The following is a 20,884-nucleotide window of genomic DNA, read 5'->3' as shown; positions in this document are numbered from 1 at the left end:
GTTATTGTAGTGCTAGAATGCGCTGCATGACGCCCCTCTTCACGGTTGCAGAAATCCGCACCATCGAGCACGCCGCAGCGCAGCGATTGCCCGAGGGAGCGCTCATGCAGCGTGCTGGCCAGGCCGGCGCGAACGAAGCGCTCGACCTGCTGCCGTTCACCACCAGCCGGGCACGCGTTCTGGTCCTGGCGGGACCCGGAAATAATGGCGGCGACGCCCTCGAAACTGCGGCCCATCTGGCGCACGCGGGGGCGCAGGTGACCATCCTGCACTTTCCGCCAACCTCCGCCCCTGCCGCTGAGCGCGACGCCGCACTGCACCGGGCCGTCAACTCCCCTGCCCGTCTTATGACCCTTGCCAGCGCAGCCGATGGGCAGGCGGCAATGCAGGGTACGGACTGGACCCTGGTGGTCGACGGCTTGTTCGGCATCGGCCTTGCGCGCGCCATCACCGGCGAATTCGCAGTGCTGGTGGCGACCGTCAACCAGCTGCGCTGCCAGGTCATCGCCCTCGACGTGCCAAGCGGGCTCGATGCCGACACTGGCGCCATCGTAGGCGGCGACGCTGGCACTGCACTGCGCGCGACGCATACGGTCACCTTCATCGGCGACAAGCCCGGCCTCCACACGGCCGAAGGCCGCGACCACGCCGGCCTGGTCATCCCCAGCAGTCTGGACATCGACCGCGACCTGTTCCCGCCGGCGCGGGCGAAACTGAACGACGTGGCCCTGTTCGCGCACTGTGCACGCCGGCGGCGGCATAGTTCGCACAAGGGCAGCAACGGCAGCGTGGCCGTGGTGGGCGGCGCGCGGGGGATGGCAGGGGCGCCGATCCTCGCTGCACGCACGGCCCTTAACGCGGGCGCCGGACGGGTTTATGCCTGCTTTGTCGGCGATCCGCCGGCCTTCGATGCGGCGCAACCAGAGCTGATGTGCCGCAGCGCCCAGGAGTACGATTTCAACAGCGCCATCCTGGTGATTGGCCCCGGCATGGGCGGCTCAGCGTCCGGCGCGGAAATGCTGGCCAGCGCCCTGCACAGCCACAGCCCGGTCGTCCTCGATGCCGACGCACTCAACCTGGTGGCTGGCTCCGGGCCCTTGCAGACCCAGTTGGCGCAGCGCAGCGCTCCCTGCATCCTGACGCCGCATCCGCTGGAAGCGGCACGGCTGCTGGGCATGAGCGCGGACCAGGTCCAGGCAGACCGCCCTGCCGCTGCACGGCGCTTGGCGAGCAAGCTGGCGGCAACCGTTGTGCTGAAAGGGTCGGGAACTGTCATCGCCGCACGCGACGGAACCATCGTCATCAACAACACGGGAAATCCGGCCCTTGCAACGGCGGGCGCGGGCGATGTGCTTTCAGGTCTGTGCGGCGCCTTGCTCGCGCAGGGCTGGCCGGAATGGGAAGCTGCATTGGCAGGCGCCTGGCTGCACGGGATGGCAGCCGATGTGCTGGTCAGCGAAGGCGCGGGTCCAATCGGCATCACGGCGAGTGAGCTGATTCCGGCCATCCGCGCAGCGGTGAACCGCCTGGCGGCGCAGCACGGCAGTTAAACGAGGCGGCCCGCTGCGATGGTGATGACGCGGCCGCAGCGTGCCGCGATATGCGTGTCGTGCGTAACGAGCACCAGGGTGGAGCCGTGCTCGCGGTTCAATTCGAACATCAGCTGGATCACCGATTCGCCTGTGGCGGCGTCAAGGCTGCCGGTGGGTTCGTCGGCCAGCAGCAACGGCGGCTGCGTCACGAACGCACGTGCCAGCGCTACACGCTGCTGCTCCCCGCCGGAGAGGAATTTAGGGTAATGCTTCAATCGGCTGGACAGGCCAACGCGACCCAGCATGGCCTCGGCCTTCTCGCGTGCGGCGCCGTCGCCAGCCAGCTCCAGCGGCAGCATGACATTTTCCACCGCCGTCAAATGCGGCAGCAGCTGGAAGGACTGGAATACAAAGCCCAGTTTTTCCTTGCGCAGTGCGGCACGCCCATCCTCATCCAGGGCGAAGATATCAACACCATCCAGCACCACTTTGCCTTCGCTTGGCGTATCCAGGCCCGCCAGGAGACCGAGCAAAGTCGATTTGCCGGAACCGGAAGCCCCTACAATGGCAAGCGTCTCGGCCTTTTGCACGGTAAAATCCACCCCATGCAGGATGGTCAATTCGCCGCTGGCGTCGGCCACCCGCTTACCCAGGCCCGAAACAGTAATCGCCGCCTGCGCCAGCTGCCTGGAAGATTGAGGAATATCACGCATGGTCATGTTCAAAAATATAGTCCGCTGCTTTGCGGTGCTGCTTCTGTTGTTCAGCGCCGCCACGAACGCCTATTCTGCATCAAACACAGTCCTCGTGGTGGGCGACAGCCTGTCGGCGGAATATGGCATTTCCCGTGGCAGCGGCTGGGTAGCCCTGCTCGACCAGCGCTTGAGGGAGCAGAAAATTGATGCCAGCGTCGTCAACGCCAGCGTGAGCGGCGAAACGACCAGCGGCGGGCGGACTCGCCTGCCCGCCCTGCTGAGCAAGCACAGGCCGGATGTGGTGATCATCGAGCTCGGCGCCAACGATGGCTTGCGCGGCTTGCCCGTCGCCGCTGCCGAGGCCAACCTGCGCGGCATGGTCGACGTTTCGCGCAAGGCCGGCGCCCGCGTGCTGCTGGTGGGGATGCGTATGCCGCCCAACTATGGCCGCGACTATGCGGATAAATTCTTCGCCATGTATGGCGCCTTAAGCAAAGAAGTGAAAGTGCCGCTGGCGCCCTTCATGCTCGATGGCGTTGCGCAGAAACCCGAACTGTTCCAGCCCGACCGCCTGCATCCGCTGGCGCAGGCACACCCTATCATCCTGGGCAATATCTGGCCCTATCTCCAGCCAATACTGAAAACAAAATGAAGTACCCACAAATCCTGCCTATCGAAGACGTCCTCTCCCGCCTGGATGATTTCGACACCATCATCGACGCGCGCAGCCCGTCGGAATATGCACTCGACCACCTGCCGAACGCAATCAACTGCCCGGTGCTGGATGACGAACAGCGCATCACGGTCGGCACCATGTACAAGCAGGTCGGCTCCTTCGAGGCGAAAAAAGTTGGCGCAGCCATGGTGTCGAAGAATATCGGTTACCACATCGAGACGCTTTGGCTGGATAAGCCGAAAGACTGGAAGCCGCTGGTTTACTGCTGGCGCGGCGGCAACCGCAGCGGTTCGATGGCGACCGTGCTGGCCAAGATCGGCTGGCCAGTGGTGCAGCTTGATGGCGGATACAAGGCCTTCCGCACTGCGATCAACTCACAGTTGGAATTGGAACCGCAGCTGGATTTCCGCGTAATCTGCGGCACCACCGGCAGCGGCAAGACTCGCTTGCTCGACACGTTGGAGGCAGTTGGCGCCCAAGTGCTCGACCTCGAGCAGCTGGCTGCGCATCGCGGCTCGGTGCTCGGGAATATTCCCTGCCAGCCGCAGCCATCGCAGAAGGCATTCGAGACTTCGATCTGGGACCGGCTGCGCCGCTTTGATCCGAATTTGCCGGTGTTCGTGGAGTCTGAGAGCCGCAAGGTCGGCAGCCTGCGTGTGCCCGGCTCTCTGATGGAGCGCATGCGCGCTTCGCCATGCATTTCCATGCAGGTATCGCGCGAGGATCGCGTCAAGCTGCTGATTGAGGATTACCAGCACTTTGCCTGCAATGCCCCAGCCTTGAATTCGCAGCTGGAATTCCTGGTGCAGCTGCATGGACGCGAGAGGATCGAGCGCTGGCAGGCGATGGCGACTGCGGGGGAAATGCCGGCGCTGGTGGATGAACTACTGGTGGATCATTATGATCCGGCTTATCTTAAATCGATTCACCGGAATTTCGTGCAGTTTGACAAAGCCGTGGAGGTGGCGCTGCCCGATATTTCGCCTGAATCCTTTGTCGCGGCGGCACGCAAACTGCACGGCGCTTGACCAGGCAAACTCGCCGCCGCTGGAAGGCCGAACTTGCCGATAGTGGCGGCACAGGCGGGTCTGACCCCTGGGTCTGACCCGCCTGCGCTGCCGCCATTGACGAAAAAAAGCCGGTGTCCGCGCTAACGGACACCGGCTTTTTTTGCGCGATCCGGATATTACTCGGCCTGCTTCTTGATCGTTGCGACTGGACGCAGGATCTTTACTTTGGCTTTCTGCTTCAGCGCTTCGACGTAGCTGGTCATTTCTTGCTGCGCGACGATCTGGTTGATACGCTGCGCTTCCTGCTCGCGGCGGTCCTTATCTTGCGCGGCTGGCTGACCAACCTTGCCGATGCGGTAGACGCCGTAGCCTTGGCCTGGAATCTCTACGCCAACGTAAGCAGGCAGCTTCGATACATCAGCCTTCATCACAGCGGCAACAGCAGCCGGGTTGATACCGTCGGCTTTGGCGCGCGAAATGGTTTTCACTTCGCCGAAGCCGGTGGCGTCGCCGGTCTTCTTGGCGGCAGCCAGCTTTTCTTCACCGGCCTTGGTCGCGGCCTTCACCGCTTCTTCCACAGCGACGCGCTGCTTGATCGCAGATTCCACTTCAGCCAGCGGCTTTTTCGAAGCCGGCTTGAATTCAACGATGCGGCCCGCGATCAGGGTTTGCGGCGCGACTTCCACTGCCTCGGTGTTGCGCTTGTTCTTCAGCGTGTCATCGGTGAACAGGGCGGCCAGGAACTTAGGATTGTTGAATGGTGCGGCTCCCAGGATCGGGTTAGGCTGGCGGCCGATGCCCTCCACCGTTTCGATCTTCAGCTTCAGCTTGTCGGCGGCTGGCTTCAGGCTCTCATACTGCGAGTACACAGTGTCGGTGAAGTCGCTGGACATATCCGTGTACAGCTTGCCGGCTTTCGCCTTCTTGATTTCGGCCGCGATGTCGCCCTTCACTTCGTCCAGCGGCTTCACGTGAGTCGGCTTGAGTTCGGTCACGGTGATGATGTGGTAGCCGTAGTCAGACTCCACCAGGCCGCTGATCTCGCCTTGCTTCAATTTCAGGATTGCCTCTTCCACTGGCTTGACGAAGGCGTCCTTCTGCAGGATGCCGAGGTCACCGCCCTTGTCGGCGGAGCCTGGATCTTCAGACTTGGCCTTTGCGATCTTCGCAAAGTCAGCCGGGTTCTTGCGCACCTCAGCCAGAATGGCTTCAGCCTTTACTTTAGCGGCAGCTTTATCTTTGTCGCCCAAGATCAGAATGTGCGAAGCACGGCGGCTTTCAGGCTCGGTGAAACGACCAGTATTAGCCTTGTAGTAGTCAGCGACTTCCTGGTCAGTCACGGTCACTTGGGCAGCGATCGCGTCAGCGTTCAGCACAACGTATTCGATCTTGGCGGATTCAGGAATCTCGAACAGCTTGGCGTTCTTGTCGTAGAAAGCCTTAACCATTTCGTCGGTGACCTTCACGTCCGGCAGGAACTTCGACACTGGCAGCGCCAGTTCCTGCACTTCGCGCTCTTGCGAACCGAAATCGGAAACGGCTTTGGAGACGGTACGTGGGACGAAGCCGCTCAGTTCAATGCCGCTGGATACCTGCTCCAGAGTCAGTTCATTGCGCAGCTGATCCTGGTGCATGCTCACGTTCATGCCCTGGTTTGCCAGGATCTGTACGTATTGATTGGTGTCGAAGGTGCCATCGGCCTTGACCAGCATCGGCAGTTGGGCCAGAACGGTTTGCTGGATCTTCGCGTCGCTGACAGTCAGGTGCGAATTACGGATCTCCGCATTGATCGCGCGCTGGGCGATCAGCTGGTCCAGGATGCCCTGTTTGAATTCAGGAGTATCGAACAGCTTCTGGTCGAACTGCTTGCCCATTTGCTGGCGCATACGGTCCAGCTGGTTTCGCTGGGCGTTTTCCCATTCCTGCTGCGTAAGCGGATGGCCGGCGACCTTGGCAATGGTATTCGCGTCTTCGCCGAACAGCTTCACGCCGCTGACACCGACCAGCACAAAGGACGGCACAATCAGGAGCGCCAGGATAATCTGCATCAGCTTTTGATGCGTACGTACGAAATCAAACATGTCAGCTATTGTTTTCCTAGAGTGGAGGCTTTAAAACTGCTCGCGCGATTTTACAGGGCAGTTGCTCCAATAGCAAATGAAAAAGCCCCACCGTCTTGAGGACTTGTGGGGCTTTTTCGGGATTCTGGCGGAGCGGACGGGGCTCGAACCCGCGACCCCCGGCGTGACAGGCCGGTATTCTAACCAACTGAACTACCGCTCCAGGTAGTGTGTGTGCGTTTGCTGGCGGAGCGGACGGGGCTCGAACCCGCGACCCCCGGCGTGACAGGCCGGTATTCTAACCAACTGAACTACCGCTCCAGCATTCACAACACAGGTACTACATTGTGTTTAAGCTTTGGTGGGCGCTGAGAGGCTCGAACTCCCGACCTAATCCTTGTAAGGGATCCGCTCTACCAACTGAGCTAAGCGCCCGCTTAAACTGCCCGGTAAGCATCACTGCTTACCGAAGGCCATTATTGTACAGCGTCTTTCAAAGCTTTACCAGCTTTAAATTTTGGAACTTTTGCTGCGTCGATTTTGATCTCTTCTTTGGTGCGTGGGTTGCGGCCGGTGCGGGCAGCGCGTTCGCTTACGGAGAAGGTGCCAAAGCCAACCAGGGTGACGCTGTCGTTCTTGGCCAGGGTGGTGGTTACGCCATCGATCACTGCGTCCAGGGCGCGTGCAGCAGCGGCCTTGGAGATGTCAGCGGAAGTCGCGATGTGGTCGATCAGTTCGGTCTTGTTCATTACAGTCCCCGTCACAAAGGTTTATATCGTTTATACCGTTTTTTGATGCAGCGTTTTGAGTTGCACAAAAATCTTGAGGCCGTATTAGACAGGGGCGGGTTGCTTTATGTCAAGGGTAAAAATAAAAGGGCGCCATTTCTGGCGCCCTTTTAACCCTGTAAACCTGGGTCTGACCCAAGGGTCAGACTCAGTCAGCTCCACTTTCCCCGGCTTCGATCGGTCGGGTCAGCCCCTTGGGTCTGCCCCCGCATTGCCGGGTTTAGTGTTTGACTACTTCGGTACCGTCAGCCGCTGCTGCCACCGCCGGCACTTCCACCGGAGCCACAGGCTCGGTGATTGGCTCCGGCTGGCGTTCCAAAGCTACTTCCAGGACTTTATCGATCCAGCGCACCGGCACGATTTCCAGCTTGTTCTTCACATTGTCCGGAATCTCAGCCAGGTCCTTCACGTTCTGCTCTGGAATCAGCACGGTCTTGATGCCGCCGCGATGCGCTGCCAGCAGCTTTTCCTTCAGACCGCCGATCGGCAGCACCTCGCCGCGCAGCGTGATCTCGCCGGTCATCGCCACGTCCGCACGGACCGGAATGCCGGTGAAGGTCGACACCATCGCCGTGGTCATCGCAATACCTGCCGATGGACCGTCTTTCGGCGTTGCGCCTTCCGGCACGTGGATGTGAATGTCCTTCTTCTCAAAGGCCTCGCTCTTGATGCCCAGGCGCGAGGCGCGGCTGCGTACCACGGTGCGGGCAGCTTCGATCGATTCCTTCATCACATCGCCCAGCGTACCGGTGCGGATGACGTTGCCCTTGCCGGGCATGCTGACCGATTCGATAGTCAGCAGGTCGCCACCTACTTCGGTCCATGCCAGGCCAACGACCTGGCCAACCTGGTTGGTCTTCTCGGCGACGCCAAAATCGTAGCGGCGCACACCCAGGAACTTGTCCAGGTTTTTCGGCGTAACGCTGACCTTCTTGTCCGACTTCTTCAGTAGCAGCATCTTCACGACCTTGCGGCAGATCTTGGAGATTTCACGCTCCAGCGAACGCACGCCCGCTTCACGGGTGTAGTAGCGGATGATGTCGCGCACCGCTGCTTCGCTGACGGAGATCTCCTCTTCCTTCAGGCCATTGTTCTTCACCTGCTTCGGCAACAGGTAGCGCAAGGAGATGTTGGTCTTCTCGTCTTCCGTGTAGCCGGACAGGCGGATCACTTCCATGCGGTCCAGCAGTGCCGGCGGGATGTTGTACGAGTTTGAGGTCGCAACGAACATCACGTCGGACAAGTCGAAGTCGACTTCGATGTAGTGGTCCGAGAAAGTGTGGTTCTGCTCAGGATCCAACACCTCCAGCAGGGCCGACGATGGATCGCCGCGGAAGTCCGCGCCCATCTTGTCAATTTCGTCCAGCAGGAACAACGGGTTGCGCACGCCGACTTTCGACAGCGACTGCAGCACCTTGCCCGGCATGGAGCCGATATAGGTACGGCGGTGGCCGCGGATCTCGGCTTCATCGCGCACACCGCCCAGCGCCATACGCACGTATTTGCGGTTGGTCGCCTTGGCGATCGACTGGCCCAACGAGGTCTTACCAACACCTGGAGGACCCACGAAGCACAGGATCGGCGCCTTCAGCTTGTCCACGCGCTGCTGGACCGCCAGGTACTCGACGATACGTTCCTTGATCTTTTCCAGGCCGTAGTGGTCGTGGTCGAGCACTTTCTCGGCGTTGGCCAGGTCGTTGTTGACCTTGGATTTTTTCTTCCATGGCAGCGACACCAGGGTGTCGATATAGTTGCGCACCACAGTCGCTTCGGCCGACATCGGCGACATCAGCTTCAGCTTCTTCAGCTCGGCCTGTGCCTTTTCCAGCGCTTCCTTCGGCATCTTGGCGGCGGCGACTTTCTTCTCGAGTTCGTCGATATCGGCGCCCTCTTCGCCCTCGCCCAGTTCCTTCTGGATGGCTTTGACCTGTTCGTTCAGGTAGTACTCGCGCTGCGATTTCTCCATCTGGCGCTTGACGCGGCCACGGATGCGCTTTTCCACCTGCAGGATATCGAGCTCGCCTTCCAGCTGGCCGAGCAGGTGCTCCAGGCGCTTCGAGACTTCGATGATCTCCAGGATCACCTGCTTCTGCTCGAGCTTGAGCGGCAGGTGGGCAGCCACGGTGTCGGCCAGGCGGCCGGCATCGTCGATGCCCGACAGCGAAGCCAGGATCTCAGGCGGGATTTTCTTGTTCAGTTTGACGTACTGGTCGAACTGCTGGACGATCGCGCGGCGCATCGCCTCGATCTCCGATTCGTCGCCCTGCTCCGATTCCAGCGGCATCAGGTCGGCGATGAAATGGGTTGGCGCATCGGTAATCTTCTTGATGCGCGCACGCTGTGCGCCCTCGACCAGCACTTTCACGGTGCCGTCAGGCAGCTTCAACATCTGCAGGATGTTGGCCACGCAACCGATTTCGTAGATATCCGAAGGCGAAGGTTCGTCCTTGGCAGCCGCTTTTTGCGCTGCCAGCATGATGCTCTTACCCTGCTCCATGGCAGCTTCGAGCGCCTTGATGGACTTTGGTCGGCCAACGAACAACGGAATTACCATGTGCGGGAAGACAACGACATCACGCAGTGGCAACAGAGGCAGTTGAGTTTGCTCAGTTAATTTGGTAGTTGTCATGGCGTACCTTATTTTAAAAGCTTGGATCTGATATAAGCCCCAGCGGCCAATTCACAAGCCCTATGCTGCAATTATATTTGCTTTGAGAAAATGCGGTTGCACTCTAACTTAATGCCGTTTCAAGAACAAAAAAAGCCACGCGCGACGACTAATCGCGAGTGGCTTTTCGACTGAAGCCGGCGTTTTGGTTATTAAGACCGATTGTAACGCCTTGCTCCAGGGATTCAAAACCCTATTTAGTTTTCCCCTGCTGCTTTAGGGGTTTCCTGATAAATCAGGAGGGGTTTTGCGCCACTGGTGATCGTATTTTCATCAATTACGACTTTGGTGACGTTCTGTTGGTTTGGCAGGTCGAACATAATATCCAGCAACGCGTGTTCCAGAATAGAACGCAGGCCGCGTGCACCGGTCTTGCGGGCCAATGCCTTGCGGGCGATGGCGTGCAAGGCGGCTGGACGGATTTCCAGTTCGGCGCCTTCCATTTCCAGCAGTTTCGAGTACTGTTTGACCAGCGCATTCTTTGGCTCGACCAGGATTTCGATCAGGGCTTCTTCCGTCAGCTCAGCCAGGGTGGCCACGACCGGCAAACGGCCCACCAGTTCAGGGATCAGGCCGAACTTGATCAGGTCTTCCGGCTCGGCGTCCATCATCAGGTCGCTGTTCGAGCGCTGTTCCTTGCTCTTCACTTCGGCCGAGAAGCCGATACCGGACTTTTCGGAACGGTTGGAGATGATCTTGGCCAGGCCGTCAAAGGCGCCACCGCAGATGAACATGATGTTCGTGGTGTCGATCTGCACGAAGTCCTGGTTCGGATGCTTGCGGCCGCCTTGCGGAGGCACGGAAGCCATGGTGCCCTCGATCAGCTTCAGCAGCGCCTGCTGCACGCCTTCGCCCGATACGTCGCGGGTGATCGATGGATTGTCGGACTTGCGGGAAATCTTATCGATTTCGTCGATATACACGATGCCGCGCTGCGCCTTCTCAACATCATAGTTGCAGCTCTGCAACAGCTTCTGGATGATGTTCTCAACGTCTTCACCCACATAACCGGCTTCGGTCAGGGTGGTCGCGTCGGCGATCACGAACGGCACGTTCAGCATGCGCGCCAGGGTCTGGGCCAGCAGGGTCTTGCCGGAGCCGGTAGGGCCGACCAGCAGGATGTTGGACTTGGCCAGTTCGACGTCATCCTTCTTGCCCAGGTGCTTCAGGCGCTTGTAATGGTTGTACACGGCCACCGACAGGATGCGCTTGGCAGTCTGTTGGCCGATCACGTACTGGTTCAGCAGGTCGGTGATTTCCTGTGGGGTTGGCAGGTCCGACTTTGCTCCCGTGACAGATTCGATGCTGGAGGTCTCGTCACGGATGATGTCATTGCACAGGTCAATGCACTCGTCGCAAATGAAGACGGACGGGCCGGCAATCAGCTTCTTCACCTCGTGCTGGCTTTTGCCGCAGAACGAGCAGTAAAGCAGTTTTTCACCGCTGGAAGATTTTTTCTCTGACATGGGACTAATCTTTAGTTTTGGTGCAAATTTGCCGTGCGCACAAGCAAGAAATCCTGCGCACAACCACATGCTACCCGAAATAAATGCAAAACGCCCGAACGTTGTAGCGTCCGGGCGTCGACTTGCATGGACGCTTATGCGCGGCTGGTCAACACTTTGTCGATCAGGCCATATTCCGCTGCCTCGTCCGAAGACATGAAGCGGTCGCGGTCGGTATCCTTGGCAATTTGCTCGATCGACTGACCGGTGCGTTCCGCCATGATGCTGTTCAGGCGGTGGCGCAGGTAGAGGATCTCTTTGGCCTGGATTTCGATGTCCGACGCCATGCCCTGCGAGCCGCCGGACGGCTGGTGGATCATGATGCGGCTGTTCGGCAGCGAGAAACGCTTGCCCTTGGCGCCGGCTGCCAGCAGGAAGGCGCCCATGGAGGCGGCCATGCCGGTGCAAAGGGTCGACACATCAGGCTTGATGAACTGCATGGTGTCGAAAATCGCCAGGCCCGCGGAAACGGAGCCGCCTGGGGAATTGATGTACAGCGAGATGTCCTTGTCCGGGTTTTCGCTTTCCAGGAACAGCAGCTGTGCCACGATCAGGTTGGCCATCTGGTCATTGACCGGACCGACCATGAAGATCACGCGTTCCTTCAGCAGGCGCGAGTAGATATCGTACGAGCGCTCACCGCGGCCGCTTTGTTCGATCACCATCGGCACCAGGCCGAGCATTTCCGTATCGAGTGCGGGATTACGATTCATTCCAATTCCTTTGAAAACAACGCCGGCTCGGGGCCGGCGTCGAATATTGTCAAGCTATTACGCTTGTACGCTTCCCATGAGTTCGTCGAAAGGAATTTCTTTCGAGACGTTCTTGCACAGGCCCAGGACGTAAGTAACGACGTTTTCTTCCAATACAAGAGCTTCGACTTCAGCCAAGCGGCGGCGATCGGAGTAGTAGTACTTCAGCACTTCGCGTGGATCTTCGTAGCTTTGTGCGAAATCTTCGATCTGTGCCTTCACCTGGTCCGGGGTAGCAGCCAGGTTCTGGTCGCCCACCAGCTTCGACAGGATCAGGCCCAGGCGTACGCGGCGCTCGGCTTTGTCCTTGAACAGCTCTGGAGGGAATGGTACATCTTTTACGTTCATGCCGCGCTGGGCCATGTCCTGGCGGGTCATTTCAGCCAGGCGTTCGGTGTCTTGTGCGATCAGCGACTGTGGAACTTCCAGTTCGGCGGTCTTCACCAGGGTTTCCATCACGGCTTCTTTGTTGCGAGCTTTTACACGGCCAGCAACTTCGCGCTCCAGGTTGACCTTGATGTCTTCGCGCATTTTGGCGATGTCGCCGTCAGCCACGCCCAGGGATTTGGCGAATTCAGCATCAACTTCCGGCAGGTGCGCCCATTCCAGGTTCTTCAGGGTGATGGTGAACGAAGCGGTCTTGCCGGCTACGTCCTTGCCATGGTAGTCCTCAGGGAAGGACAGCGGGAAGGTCTTGGACTCGCCCACTTTCAGGCCGACGGTGGCGGCTTCGAATTCCGGCAGCATGCGGCCTTCGCCCAGCACGAACGGGTAGCCTTCGGCTTTACCGCCCGGGAACTCAACGCCGTCGATGGAACCGACGAAGTCCACGGTCACGCGGTCGCCGTTTGCAGCGATAGCTTCGCCGCCGTCGCCGTGCTCGCCCTTTTCGCCCTTCACGTGGAAGTGCACGCGCTGCTTGCGCAGGATGTCGATGGTCTTGTCGATTTCTACGTCGGTCACGGTGGACTTGACGGTTTCGATCTCAACCTTGGTCAGGTCGCCGATGGTGACTTCCGGGTACACTTCGAAGGTTGCGTCGAAAGACAGTTGGCCTTCAGGCGCGTCGTTCTTTGGTTCGATGCGCGGGAAGCCGGCTACGCGCAGCTGGTTTTCGTTGGCGGCATCGTTGAAAGCGCGGCCGACTTTGTCGTTCAGCACTTCGGTCTCGATCTGGTAGCCGTATTGTGCGGCAACCATCTTCATTGGCACTTTGCCTGGGCGGAAGCCAGGAGCACGTGCGGAGCGAGCCTGTACTTTCAGGCGCTTTTCCACTTCGGAGCGCACGTCCGACAGTGGGAAGGAAATCGTCATGCGGCGTTCGAGTTTGCCCAGGGTTTCAACTGCAGTGGCCATTGTAAAAATCGTCCAATAAAAATAAGTGTACTTATGGTGCGAGGAGGGGGACTCGAACCCCCACACCATTGCTGGCGTCAGGACCTAAACCTGGTGCGTCTACCAATTTCGCCATCCTCGCGGCATATTTGCACAAAAGCAAAGGGCGACCTTACAGTGAAAACGGGGTCGCCCGGGGCTTTCAACTTCAACCCGGCATTCTATACGGTGTTTCTGGAGTGCGGTAGTGGTTTTTTGCGTTATGCGCAACATTTGGGCAAAACCCGGCAAACCTGGGTCTGACCCAAGCCGGATGGCCGTCCCGTCATACCCAGTCTGCGCAGCCTGCAGTGGAAGGGTCAGACCCTTGGGTCTGACCCGGATTTGCCGGGTTTAGGCACGCGGAACCACGCCGCATACAAAGCTGGCAAGAACAACAACGTCAGCGCCGTCGCCAGGATCAGCCCGCCCATAATCGCCACCGCCATCGGCCCCCAGAACACGGACCGGGACAGCGGAATCATCGCCAAGGCAGCTGCGGCAGCCGTAAGAATGATCGGTCGGCAGCGCCGCACAGCCGACTCCACAATCGCATCCCACGCCGGCACGCCCGCCTTGATATCCTGCTCGATCTGGTCCACCAGGATCACCGAGTTCCGGATAATCATCCCGAACAACGCGATAATCCCCAGGTTCGCCACAAATCCCAGCGGACGCCCCATCACCAGCAGCGCCATCGCCGCCCCCGCCACGCCCAGCGGGCCAGTCAGGAACACCAGCAGCGCGCGCGAGAAGCTGTGCAGCTGCAGCATCAGCAAGGTAAAGATGATGAACACGGCCAGCGGCAAGTTGGCGGCAATCGATTCTTCCGCCGCGCTGCTGTCGGACGCGGCGCCCTTCACCTTGATCTCATAGCCTGGCGGCAGCTTGGCGCGCAGCGCATCCAGCTTCGGATTGATCTGGCCCGATACGGTTGGCCCCTGCACACCTTCCACCACGTCCGACTGCACGGTGATCGCCCATTCCCTGCCCTCGCGCCAGACTACGCCCGGCTCCCAGACAAAGTGGACACGCGCCAGTTGCGAAATCGGCACCGAGCGCCCGCTATTGGTTGGAATATAGGTATCGTTCAGCACTGCGATGGTATTGCGCTCGTCGAGCGGCTGGCGCACCTGGATGTCGATCAGGCGGATACCCTCGCGGAACTGGCCAATCGGCGTACCGGAAAGGATGGTATTCGCCGCCCGCATCACGGTTTGCGAAGTCACGCCAAGTGCACGCATCTTGTCCTGGTCCAGGTCCAGGCGCAGCACCTTGATCGATTCGTTCCAGTTATCGTTGACGCCCACCGCATTCGGATTGGCGCGCATGATGTCCTTCACCTGGTCGGCAATCGCACGCACACCATCCACCTCAGTGCCGGTCACGCGGAACTGCACCGGGTACGGCACCGGCGGGCCATTCGGCAGCAGCTGCACGCGGCCGCGCACTTCCGGGAAGTCGGTCTTGAAGACATTGCTGATCTTCTTGCGCAACGCTTCGCGCGAATGCAGGTCTTTCGCCAGCACCACCGTCTGCGATACGTTCGTCTGCGGGAAGATCTGGTTCAGCGGCAGGTAGAAGCGCGGGCTGCCGGTGCCGACGTAGGTCGTCACGCTTGCGACGCCGGGTTCCTTGCAGATGAACTCCTCGAATTTCTTCGCCTGGGCTTCGGTCTGCGAGAAAGCGGTGCCCTCCGGCGACCACATCTCGACCATCAATTCGGGGCGGCTGGAGTCAGGGAAGAATTGTTTTTCGATGAAATTGAAGCCGTACACGCCAAGGGCAAAGATCACCAGTGTCGCGGCAATCGTCGTCTTGCGGTATTCCACACACCAGTTCACGACGGCACGGAATTTGCGGAAACCGGGCGTATCGAACAATTCATGATGGCCACCGCCCTCCGAGTGCGGCTTGACCTTCAGCAGGATGAAGCCGATGTAAGGCGTGAACACCACGGCGACAATCCACGACGTTACCAGCGCAATCGCATTCACCGAGAACAGCGAGAAGGTGTACTCGCCCGCTGCCGATGCGGCAAGGCCGATCGGCAGGAAGCCCGCAACCGTAATCAGGGTGCCGGTCAACATCGGCAAGGCAGTCGATGTGTAGGCGAAGGTTGCGGCTTCCAGCCGCGAATGGCCCTCCTCCATCTTCCGCACCATCATTTCGACCGCAATAATCGCGTCGTCCACCAGCAGGCCGAGCGCGATGATCAGCGCGCCGAGCGAGATCTTGTGCAGGTCGATGTCGAATATGCGCATGAACAGGAAGGTCACCGCCAGCACCAGCGGAATGGTCAGCGCCACCACCAGGCCTGGCCGCGCATCAAGGCTCAGCTTCGGCTTAGTGTGCAGGCCGAGTGATACAAAGCTCACTGCCAGCACGATCAGCACCGCTTCGATCAGGGTGTGCAGGAACTCGCCGACGGAGGCCGTCACCGCAGCCGGCTGGTCCGACACACGCTCAAGCTCGATGCCGACCGGCAGCTTGCCCTTCATGGCGTTGACGGTCTTCTCCAGGTCCTTGCCCATCTGGATGATGTTGCCGCCCTTCTCCATCGACACGCCAAGGCCGATGACTTCCTTGCCGTTGAAGCGCATCTTGTCGCGCGGCGGATCCTGGTATTCGCGCTTGATCTGCGCAAAATCGCCAAGGCGGAAGGTCGTGTTATTGGCGCGAAGCTCAAGCTCTTCCAGATCCTTCACCGTGCGCAGCGCGCCGGAAACGCGCACCTGCAGGTTATCGGTGGGCGTGACGACGACACCGGTCGCCTCGACCACGTTCTGGGTCGCGATCTGGTTGGCGATCTGCTCGACGGTCAGGCCCAACTGGGCAAATTTCTTATGCGAGAACTCGATGTTGATCTTCTCGTCCTGTACCCCGAACAGTTCGACCTTGGACACCTTTTTCACGCCGAGCAGCTCCTGGCGCACCAGGTCAGCGTAGTCTTTCAGCTCCGCGTAGGTAAAGCCGTCGCCGGACAGCGCGAAAATCGAGCCGTAGGTATCGCCGAATTCGTCATTGAACACCGGCCCCTGTACCCCTGCCGGCAGCGTCGAACGGATATCCCCGATTTTCTTGCGCACCTGGTACCAGGCTTGCGCCACCTCTTTTGGCGGCGTGGATTCCCGCAAGCTCAGGATGATCAGCGTCTGGCCAGGTTTCGAATAGCTGGTGATTTCATGCACAAACGGGGTTTCCTGCAGCTTCTTTTCAAGCTTGTCCGTGACCTGCTCGGCCATCTGCAGCGACGTCGCGCCCGGCCAGAAGGCCTGCACCACCATCGAACGGAAGGTAAATGGTGGATCTTCGTCCTGCCCCAGGTTCTTGTACGCCAGCAGGCCGCCCAGCAACAGCACCGCAATCAGGTAGCGCGTGAGCGGAATGTGCTCCAGCGCCCAGCGCGAAAGGTTGAAGCCCTTCATTTGGCGGCTCCGAGGATGGTCACTTTCTGGCCCGGCTTGAGCAGGTTGACGCCGGCGGTCACCACGGTCTGGCCCGGCTTGACGCCGCTGCCCAGCACAATGTCATTCCCCGACACCCCGCTCACGGTGACAGGCACCAGACGCACCGCGCCGTTTTCAACGACCCAGACAGAGGTCGCCGCTTTCTCATGGAATAGCGCCGTCAACGGCACCTTGATTTGCGGTTGCGGCGTGCGCGAGGCAAAAGCCACCAGCGCAGTCATGCCCAGCTTGGCCTCGGACATGCTGGCAGGGATCGATACGCGGAACGCATAGGTTCGCGTCGACGGATCGGCCACCGGCGAGATTTCGCGGATCTTGCCAGGTACCGACTTGTCCGGGCTGGCCCACAGGCGCACGTGCACGTCGGGAATGGCGCGCAAGGTGTCGACCTTATCTTCCGGCACGCCGAACACGATTTCCTTCTCGTCGGACTTGGCGACGCGCACCACGGGCGTGCCCGGCGCGACCACCTGGCCCACTTCCGCATCCACTGAGGTCACCACGCCATCGATATCCGATTCGAGGTTGGCGTAACCGGCCTGGTTGGCCATGCCGCGGTAGGCGGCCTGCGCCGAATCCACTTGCGCCTGGGCCGATTTGGCGGCCGACAGTTTTGCATCGAGGATGGCCTGGCTGACGAAATTCTTCTCGCGCAGTTCCTGGTAGCGCTTCAATTCGGCGCTGGCCAGGTCGCGGTTGGTCTCCGCGGCGCGCAAGGCGGCGAGCGCCTGGGCCTGCGAAAGCTTGAGGTCTTGCGGGTCGAGGTCCATCAGCACCTGTCCGCGCTTGACGACGGAGCCGACATCCACCTTGCGGGAAACGATCTTGCCGCCAACGCGGAAACCGAGGCGGGACTCGACACGCGCCCGCACTTCGCCCGAGAATTCGGCATTCACATCAATGTCCGAGCTCTGCAGCACCATGGCACGCACAGGGCGGACATCTTCGGTCTTGGGAGCTTCTTTGGAACAGGCGGCAAGCAGCAAGGCGCAAGCTGCAACCACGGGTAGTTTTTTCGCTACGAACACGATGGAATTCCTTTTAAGTGTCTCTGGCAATTGCCGGGAGTGCATCTTTGCCATTATTATTTGCATTCCGGAACTAACTGACTTTCCGTTTAGTAAAAAATTATAGCCGGGTCAACCGTACTTGCAAATGACTTTCGCGTCATTAATTTAGAACAGCACCTCTATGTCCGTTGACCATTACGAGAATTTCCCTGTCGCTTCCATCCTGATGCCGCGCCGCTTGCGCCCGGCGGTGGAAGCGATTTACGCCTTTGCCCGCAGCGCCGACGATATCGCCGACGAGGGCGATGCCACGCCAGAACAGCGCCTGGCGGGGCTTGCCGCCTATGAAGAAGCCCTGGGCCGCATCGAGCGCGCCGAGGGTGGCCACGAGCCGATGTTCGAGCGCCTGGCCGGCGCGATCGAGCACCACCACTTGCCGATGCGCCCCTTTTACGACCTTCTATCCGCTTTCAAGCAGGACGTGACAGTCACCCGCTACCAGGATTACGCCACCCTGCTCGATTACTGCGCCCGCTCCGCCAACCCTGTCGGCCTGCTGATGCTCCACCTGTACGGCGCGGCCGACGAACAGAATATCCGCCAGTCCGATGCCATTTGTTCCGCCCTCCAGATCATCAACTTCCTGCAGGATGTGGCAATCGACGAACATAAGGAGCGCATTTACCTCCCGATGGAAGACCTGGCGCGCTATGCCTTGTCGCCAGCCCACCTGGCACGGCCCGATAACCGGGCCAAATGGCGCGCCATGATGAAGTTCCAGGTCGACCGCGCGCGCGCATTGATGCTGGAAGGCGCGCCGCTGGCCTGCCGCCTGAAAGGCCGCATTGGCCTTGAACTGCGCATGGTCGTCCAGGGCGGGCTGCGCATTCTCGAGGCGATCGAAGAAGTGGAATACGACGTTTTCCTGCGCCGTCCAAAACTCGAAAAAGGCGATTGGTTCAAGGTTTTCTGGCGCGCGCTTCGAATGCGGCCGTCTTCACTATAAAATAGCGCCTTTGACAGCATTACCCAAGCGATAAGAACATGTCCCCCGACGAATACTGCCAGCAGAAAGCCGCCGCCAGCGGTTCCAGCTTCTACTACAGCTTCCTGTTCCTGCCGCCGGAACGGCGCCGCGCCATTACGGCGATGTACGCGTTCTGCCGCGAAGTGGACGACACCGTCGATGAATGCACCGACGAATCGCTGGCGCGCATCAAGCTGGCCTGGTGGCGCAACGAGATCGCCCAGATGTACGAGGGCAAACAGACGCACCCTGTCACCCAGGCCCTGCAGCCCCATCTCGCAGTCTACGACCTGAAACAGGAGCATATGCAGGCGATCATCGATGGCATGGAAATGGACTTGAACCAGACACGCTACCTCGATTACGCGGGCTTGTCCAAGTACTGCTGGCACGTGGCCAGCGTGGTAGGCATCCTGTCGGCATCGATTTTCGGGGCCACCCGCCCGGAAACCTTGCAATATGCCGAGAAGCTGGGGCATGCCTTCCAGCTCACGAACATCATCCGCGACGTCGGCGAGGATGCGCGCAAAGGCCGCATCTACCTGCCGGTCAACGAACTGCAGCAATTCAACGTGACCGCAGCGGACCTGCTAAACGCACGCGAGTCGGAGAACTTCTCGAAGCTGATGCAGTTCCAGGTCGCTCGCGCACAAAAAGCGTATGACGAAGCGTTCGCCCTGTTGCCAAAGGAAGACCGCCGCGCACAGCGCCCGGGACTGATCATGGCCGCCATCTATCGCACCCTGCTGAACGAAATCGAGGAAGACGGTTACCACGTCCTCAAGCAGCGCATTTCGCTGACGCCTATCCGCAAACTGTGGCTGGCGTGGAAGACCTGGGTCCGTGGTTAAGCATTTTGCCGTCGCCGGCGGCGGCTGGGCCGGGTTCAGCGCCGCCATTGAGCTGGTGCGCGCCGGCCATCGAGTGACTTTGTTCGAGGCGGCGCGCACCTTTGGCGGCCGCGCGCGCCGCGTCGCCTTCGATGGCCGCGAACTCGATAACGGCCAGCACATCATGCTGGGCGCCTATTCCGAGACCTTGCGCCTCATGCGTGCGGTGGGCATCGACCTCGCTGCCGCCGTCCTGACCTTGCCCCTGCAGATGCGTTATGCACCTGGTACGGGCGGCATGGACTTTGTGGCGCCGCGCTTGCCGGCGCCGCTGCACGTGGCCATTGCCCTGCTGCGTGCGGTCGGCCTGGAACGCGCCGACAAGATGGCCCTGGCCCGCTTCACCACCACAGCGCGCTGGATGGGCTGGTACCTGAACCAGGATTGCAGCGTGGCCGAACTGCTGGAACGCTTCGACCAGACCCCGCGCATCGTGGCGCTGATGTGGCGGCCTTTGTGCCTGGCAGCGTTGAACACGCCGCCGGAACGCGCTTCCGCGAATGTTTTCCTGGCGGTGCTGCGCGACAGCCTTGGCGCCAGCCGTGCCGCTTCCGACATGCTGGTGCCGCGCGCCGACCTGTCCGCCCTGTTCCCGGATGCCGCTGCCGCCTGGCTCAAGGATAGAGGGCACACGGTCCACCTGGGCGCCAAGGTTACGGCAGTCTGCAAGCAATCCAGCGCCTGGACCATCGAGGCCAGCGGCGCCGGCGTTGGCGGTGCACAGCCGGCAGAATTCGACGGCGTGGTACTGGCCGGATCGTCCGTTGCCAGTGCAGCATTGTTGTCGCAACTGCCCGGAACCGAAGCGCTGGCCGCCCAATTGGCAGGCTTTGAGCAGGAACCGATCACCACCTGCTACCTGCAATACGCTCCAGGCACACTCCTGCCGGCGCCCTTCCTCGCCTTGCTTGACGATCCGGCGAATGCACGCTGGGGCCAGTTCGTCTTCGACCGCGGCCAGCTGGACGACAGGCAGGAAGGCCTCTTTGCGGTTGTTATCAGCGCTTCCCGCGCCGCGTCGGAACTGCCGCAGGATGAACTGGCGGCGTCCGTCGCAGCGCAATTGGCCGCCGACCTGGCACAGCCGGAACTTGCCAAGCCATCATGGGTCAAAGTCATTACCGAGAAGCGTGCGACCTACGCCTGCACGCCCGGCCTGCAGCGCCCTGCAAATGAAACTGGCCTGCCCGGCCTCGTGCTGGCGGGCGATTACACGACAGGCGAATATCCCGCCACGCTCGAAATGGCGGTGCGCAGCGGCGCCCAGGCGGCGCGCGTCCTCGCGCGCTCGTGAGCGCCGGCGTGGCGGTCCGCCTGTCCCGCGCTACAGTCGCCTGCTCCCGCATTTCTGCAGTCTGTCGTAAACAGCTGGAGGGCCGCCTGTGCGGGCGGTACAGTGCGAGCATGGAGAAGAACGGAGCCTTTAG

General features: G+C 60.4%; 15 protein-coding genes and 4 tRNA genes. 6 read left to right on the top strand and 13 right to left on the bottom strand.

All coding sequences use genetic code 11. The annotated features are described in order from the left end of the window. The first annotated feature begins 26 nt into the window (after positions 1-26). Positions 27-1,550, top strand: coding sequence for an NAD(P)H-hydrate dehydratase (locus tag GM658_RS19030; protein ID WP_155455625.1), 1,524 nt, complete (start codon positions 27-29; stop codon positions 1,548-1,550). On the opposite strand, the gene GM658_RS19025 is transcribed toward GM658_RS19030, so the two are convergent. Next, on the bottom strand, positions 1,547-2,245 hold the full coding sequence (locus GM658_RS19025) for an ABC transporter ATP-binding protein (RefSeq protein ID WP_229416975.1): 699 nt from the start codon (positions 2,243-2,245) through the stop codon (positions 1,547-1,549). The two genes, GM658_RS19030 and GM658_RS19025, sit on opposite strands and share 4 nt — an antisense overlap. 4 nt (positions 2,246-2,249) lie before the next feature. On the opposite strand from GM658_RS19025, the gene GM658_RS19020 reads away from it, so the two are divergent. Together GM658_RS19020 and mnmH are read left to right on the top strand one after the other, a co-directional pair. After that, positions 2,250-2,879 (top strand): arylesterase, encoded by a 630-nt coding sequence (locus GM658_RS19020; protein ID WP_155455651.1) that lies wholly within the window; start codon positions 2,250-2,252, stop codon positions 2,877-2,879. Continuing rightward, positions 2,876-3,931: a tRNA 2-selenouridine(34) synthase MnmH gene (gene mnmH / locus GM658_RS19015; protein ID WP_155455623.1), complete on the top strand. Its 1,056-nt coding sequence runs from the start codon at positions 2,876-2,878 to the stop codon at positions 3,929-3,931. The genes GM658_RS19020 and mnmH overlap by 4 nt, the downstream gene beginning before the upstream one ends. A gap of 158 nt (positions 3,932-4,089) precedes the next feature. On the opposite strand, the gene GM658_RS19010 is transcribed toward mnmH, so the two are convergent. From GM658_RS19010 to GM658_RS18955, 12 genes are all read right to left on the bottom strand, one after another. After that, positions 4,090-5,994, bottom strand: a complete 1,905-nt coding sequence (locus GM658_RS19010; protein WP_155455622.1) for a SurA N-terminal domain-containing protein — start codon at positions 5,992-5,994, stop codon at positions 4,090-4,092. Positions 5,995-6,119: 125 nt separating this feature from the next. Continuing rightward, a tRNA-Asp gene (locus GM658_RS19005) sits at positions 6,120-6,196 on the bottom strand. Positions 6,197-6,217: 21 nt separating this feature from the next. Next, positions 6,218-6,294 (bottom strand) — tRNA-Asp (locus GM658_RS19000). A gap of 38 nt (positions 6,295-6,332) precedes the next feature. After that, positions 6,333-6,408 (bottom strand) — tRNA-Val (locus tag GM658_RS18995). Positions 6,409-6,449: 41 nt separating this feature from the next. Next, positions 6,450-6,722 carry a non-specific DNA-binding protein Hbs gene (gene hbs, locus GM658_RS18990; protein WP_055927923.1) on the bottom strand — a complete coding sequence of 91 codons (273 nt, stop codon included), beginning with the start codon at positions 6,720-6,722 and terminating at the stop codon, positions 6,450-6,452. Between the two features lie 259 nt (positions 6,723-6,981). Beyond that, positions 6,982-9,390, bottom strand: a complete 2,409-nt coding sequence (gene lon / locus GM658_RS18985; protein WP_155455621.1) for an endopeptidase La — start codon at positions 9,388-9,390, stop codon at positions 6,982-6,984. Between the two features lie 236 nt (positions 9,391-9,626). Then, complete coding sequence (gene clpX, locus GM658_RS18980) at positions 9,627-10,895, bottom strand: ATP-dependent Clp protease ATP-binding subunit ClpX (RefSeq protein ID WP_155455620.1); 1,269 nt, start codon at positions 10,893-10,895, stop codon at positions 9,627-9,629. Positions 10,896-11,029: 134 nt separating this feature from the next. Continuing rightward, complete coding sequence (clpP, locus tag GM658_RS18975) at positions 11,030-11,647, bottom strand: ATP-dependent Clp endopeptidase proteolytic subunit ClpP (protein WP_055927915.1); 618 nt, start codon at positions 11,645-11,647, stop codon at positions 11,030-11,032. Positions 11,648-11,704: 57 nt separating this feature from the next. After that, positions 11,705-13,042: a trigger factor gene (gene tig / locus GM658_RS18970; protein WP_155455619.1), complete on the bottom strand. Its 1,338-nt coding sequence runs from the start codon at positions 13,040-13,042 to the stop codon at positions 11,705-11,707. 34 nt (positions 13,043-13,076) lie between these two features. After that, positions 13,077-13,163: transfer RNA gene (locus GM658_RS18965), tRNA-Leu, on the bottom strand. A gap of 217 nt (positions 13,164-13,380) precedes the next feature. Beyond that, the gene (locus GM658_RS18960; RefSeq protein WP_155455618.1) at positions 13,381-16,488 is read right to left on the bottom strand and encodes an efflux RND transporter permease subunit; all 3,108 of its coding nucleotides are present in this window, start codon (positions 16,486-16,488) and stop codon (positions 13,381-13,383) included. Continuing rightward, positions 16,485-17,558, bottom strand: a complete 1,074-nt coding sequence (locus GM658_RS18955; protein WP_371865163.1) for an efflux RND transporter periplasmic adaptor subunit — start codon at positions 17,556-17,558, stop codon at positions 16,485-16,487. The genes GM658_RS18960 and GM658_RS18955 overlap by 4 nt, the downstream gene beginning before the upstream one ends. A gap of 163 nt (positions 17,559-17,721) precedes the next feature. Here GM658_RS18955 and hpnC point away from each other — a divergent pair, with 163 nt between their 5' ends. From hpnC to hpnE, 3 genes are read left to right on the top strand one after another with little or no spacing between them, the layout of a single operon-like run. Further along, positions 17,722-18,546, top strand: a complete 825-nt coding sequence (gene hpnC / locus GM658_RS18950) for a squalene synthase HpnC (RefSeq protein WP_155455617.1) — start codon at positions 17,722-17,724, stop codon at positions 18,544-18,546. Positions 18,547-18,584: 38 nt separating this feature from the next. Continuing rightward, positions 18,585-19,418, top strand: coding sequence for a presqualene diphosphate synthase HpnD (gene hpnD, locus GM658_RS18945; RefSeq protein ID WP_155455616.1), 834 nt, complete (start codon positions 18,585-18,587; stop codon positions 19,416-19,418). Further along, positions 19,411-20,751, top strand: coding sequence for a hydroxysqualene dehydroxylase HpnE (gene hpnE, locus GM658_RS18940; protein WP_170298876.1), 1,341 nt, complete (start codon positions 19,411-19,413; stop codon positions 20,749-20,751). The genes hpnD and hpnE overlap by 8 nt, the downstream gene beginning before the upstream one ends. Positions 20,752-20,884 lie beyond the last annotated feature (133 nt).

The organism is Massilia eburnea, assembly GCF_009720745.1.
GTDB lineage: Bacteria > Pseudomonadota > Gammaproteobacteria > Burkholderiales > Burkholderiaceae_D > Rugamonas > Rugamonas eburnea.
This window is presented reverse-complemented; position numbering and strand designations above follow the sequence as displayed.

Coding starts and splice junctions, on each gene's coding strand:
- GM658_RS19030 (WP_155455625.1), top strand. CDS start 27: ATGACGCCCCTCTTCACGGTTGCAGAAATCCGCACCATCGAGCACGCC.
- GM658_RS19025 (WP_229416975.1), bottom strand. CDS start 2,245: ATGCGTGATATTCCTCAATCTTCCAGGCAGCTGGCGCAGGCGGCGATT.
- GM658_RS19020 (WP_155455651.1), top strand. CDS start 2,250: ATGTTCAAAAATATAGTCCGCTGCTTTGCGGTGCTGCTTCTGTTGTTC.
- mnmH (WP_155455623.1), top strand. CDS start 2,876: ATGAAGTACCCACAAATCCTGCCTATCGAAGACGTCCTCTCCCGCCTG.
- GM658_RS19010 (WP_155455622.1), bottom strand. CDS start 5,994: ATGTTTGATTTCGTACGTACGCATCAAAAGCTGATGCAGATTATCCTG.
- hbs (WP_055927923.1), bottom strand. CDS start 6,722: ATGAACAAGACCGAACTGATCGACCACATCGCGACTTCCGCTGACATC.
- lon (WP_155455621.1), bottom strand. CDS start 9,390: ATGACAACTACCAAATTAACTGAGCAAACTCAACTGCCTCTGTTGCCA.
- clpX (WP_155455620.1), bottom strand. CDS start 10,895: ATGTCAGAGAAAAAATCTTCCAGCGGTGAAAAACTGCTTTACTGCTCG.
- clpP (WP_055927915.1), bottom strand. CDS start 11,647: ATGAATCGTAATCCCGCACTCGATACGGAAATGCTCGGCCTGGTGCCG.
- tig (WP_155455619.1), bottom strand. CDS start 13,042: ATGGCCACTGCAGTTGAAACCCTGGGCAAACTCGAACGCCGCATGACG.
- GM658_RS18960 (WP_155455618.1), bottom strand. CDS start 16,488: ATGAAGGGCTTCAACCTTTCGCGCTGGGCGCTGGAGCACATTCCGCTC.
- hpnC (WP_155455617.1), top strand. CDS start 17,722: ATGTCCGTTGACCATTACGAGAATTTCCCTGTCGCTTCCATCCTGATG.
- hpnD (WP_155455616.1), top strand. CDS start 18,585: ATGTCCCCCGACGAATACTGCCAGCAGAAAGCCGCCGCCAGCGGTTCC.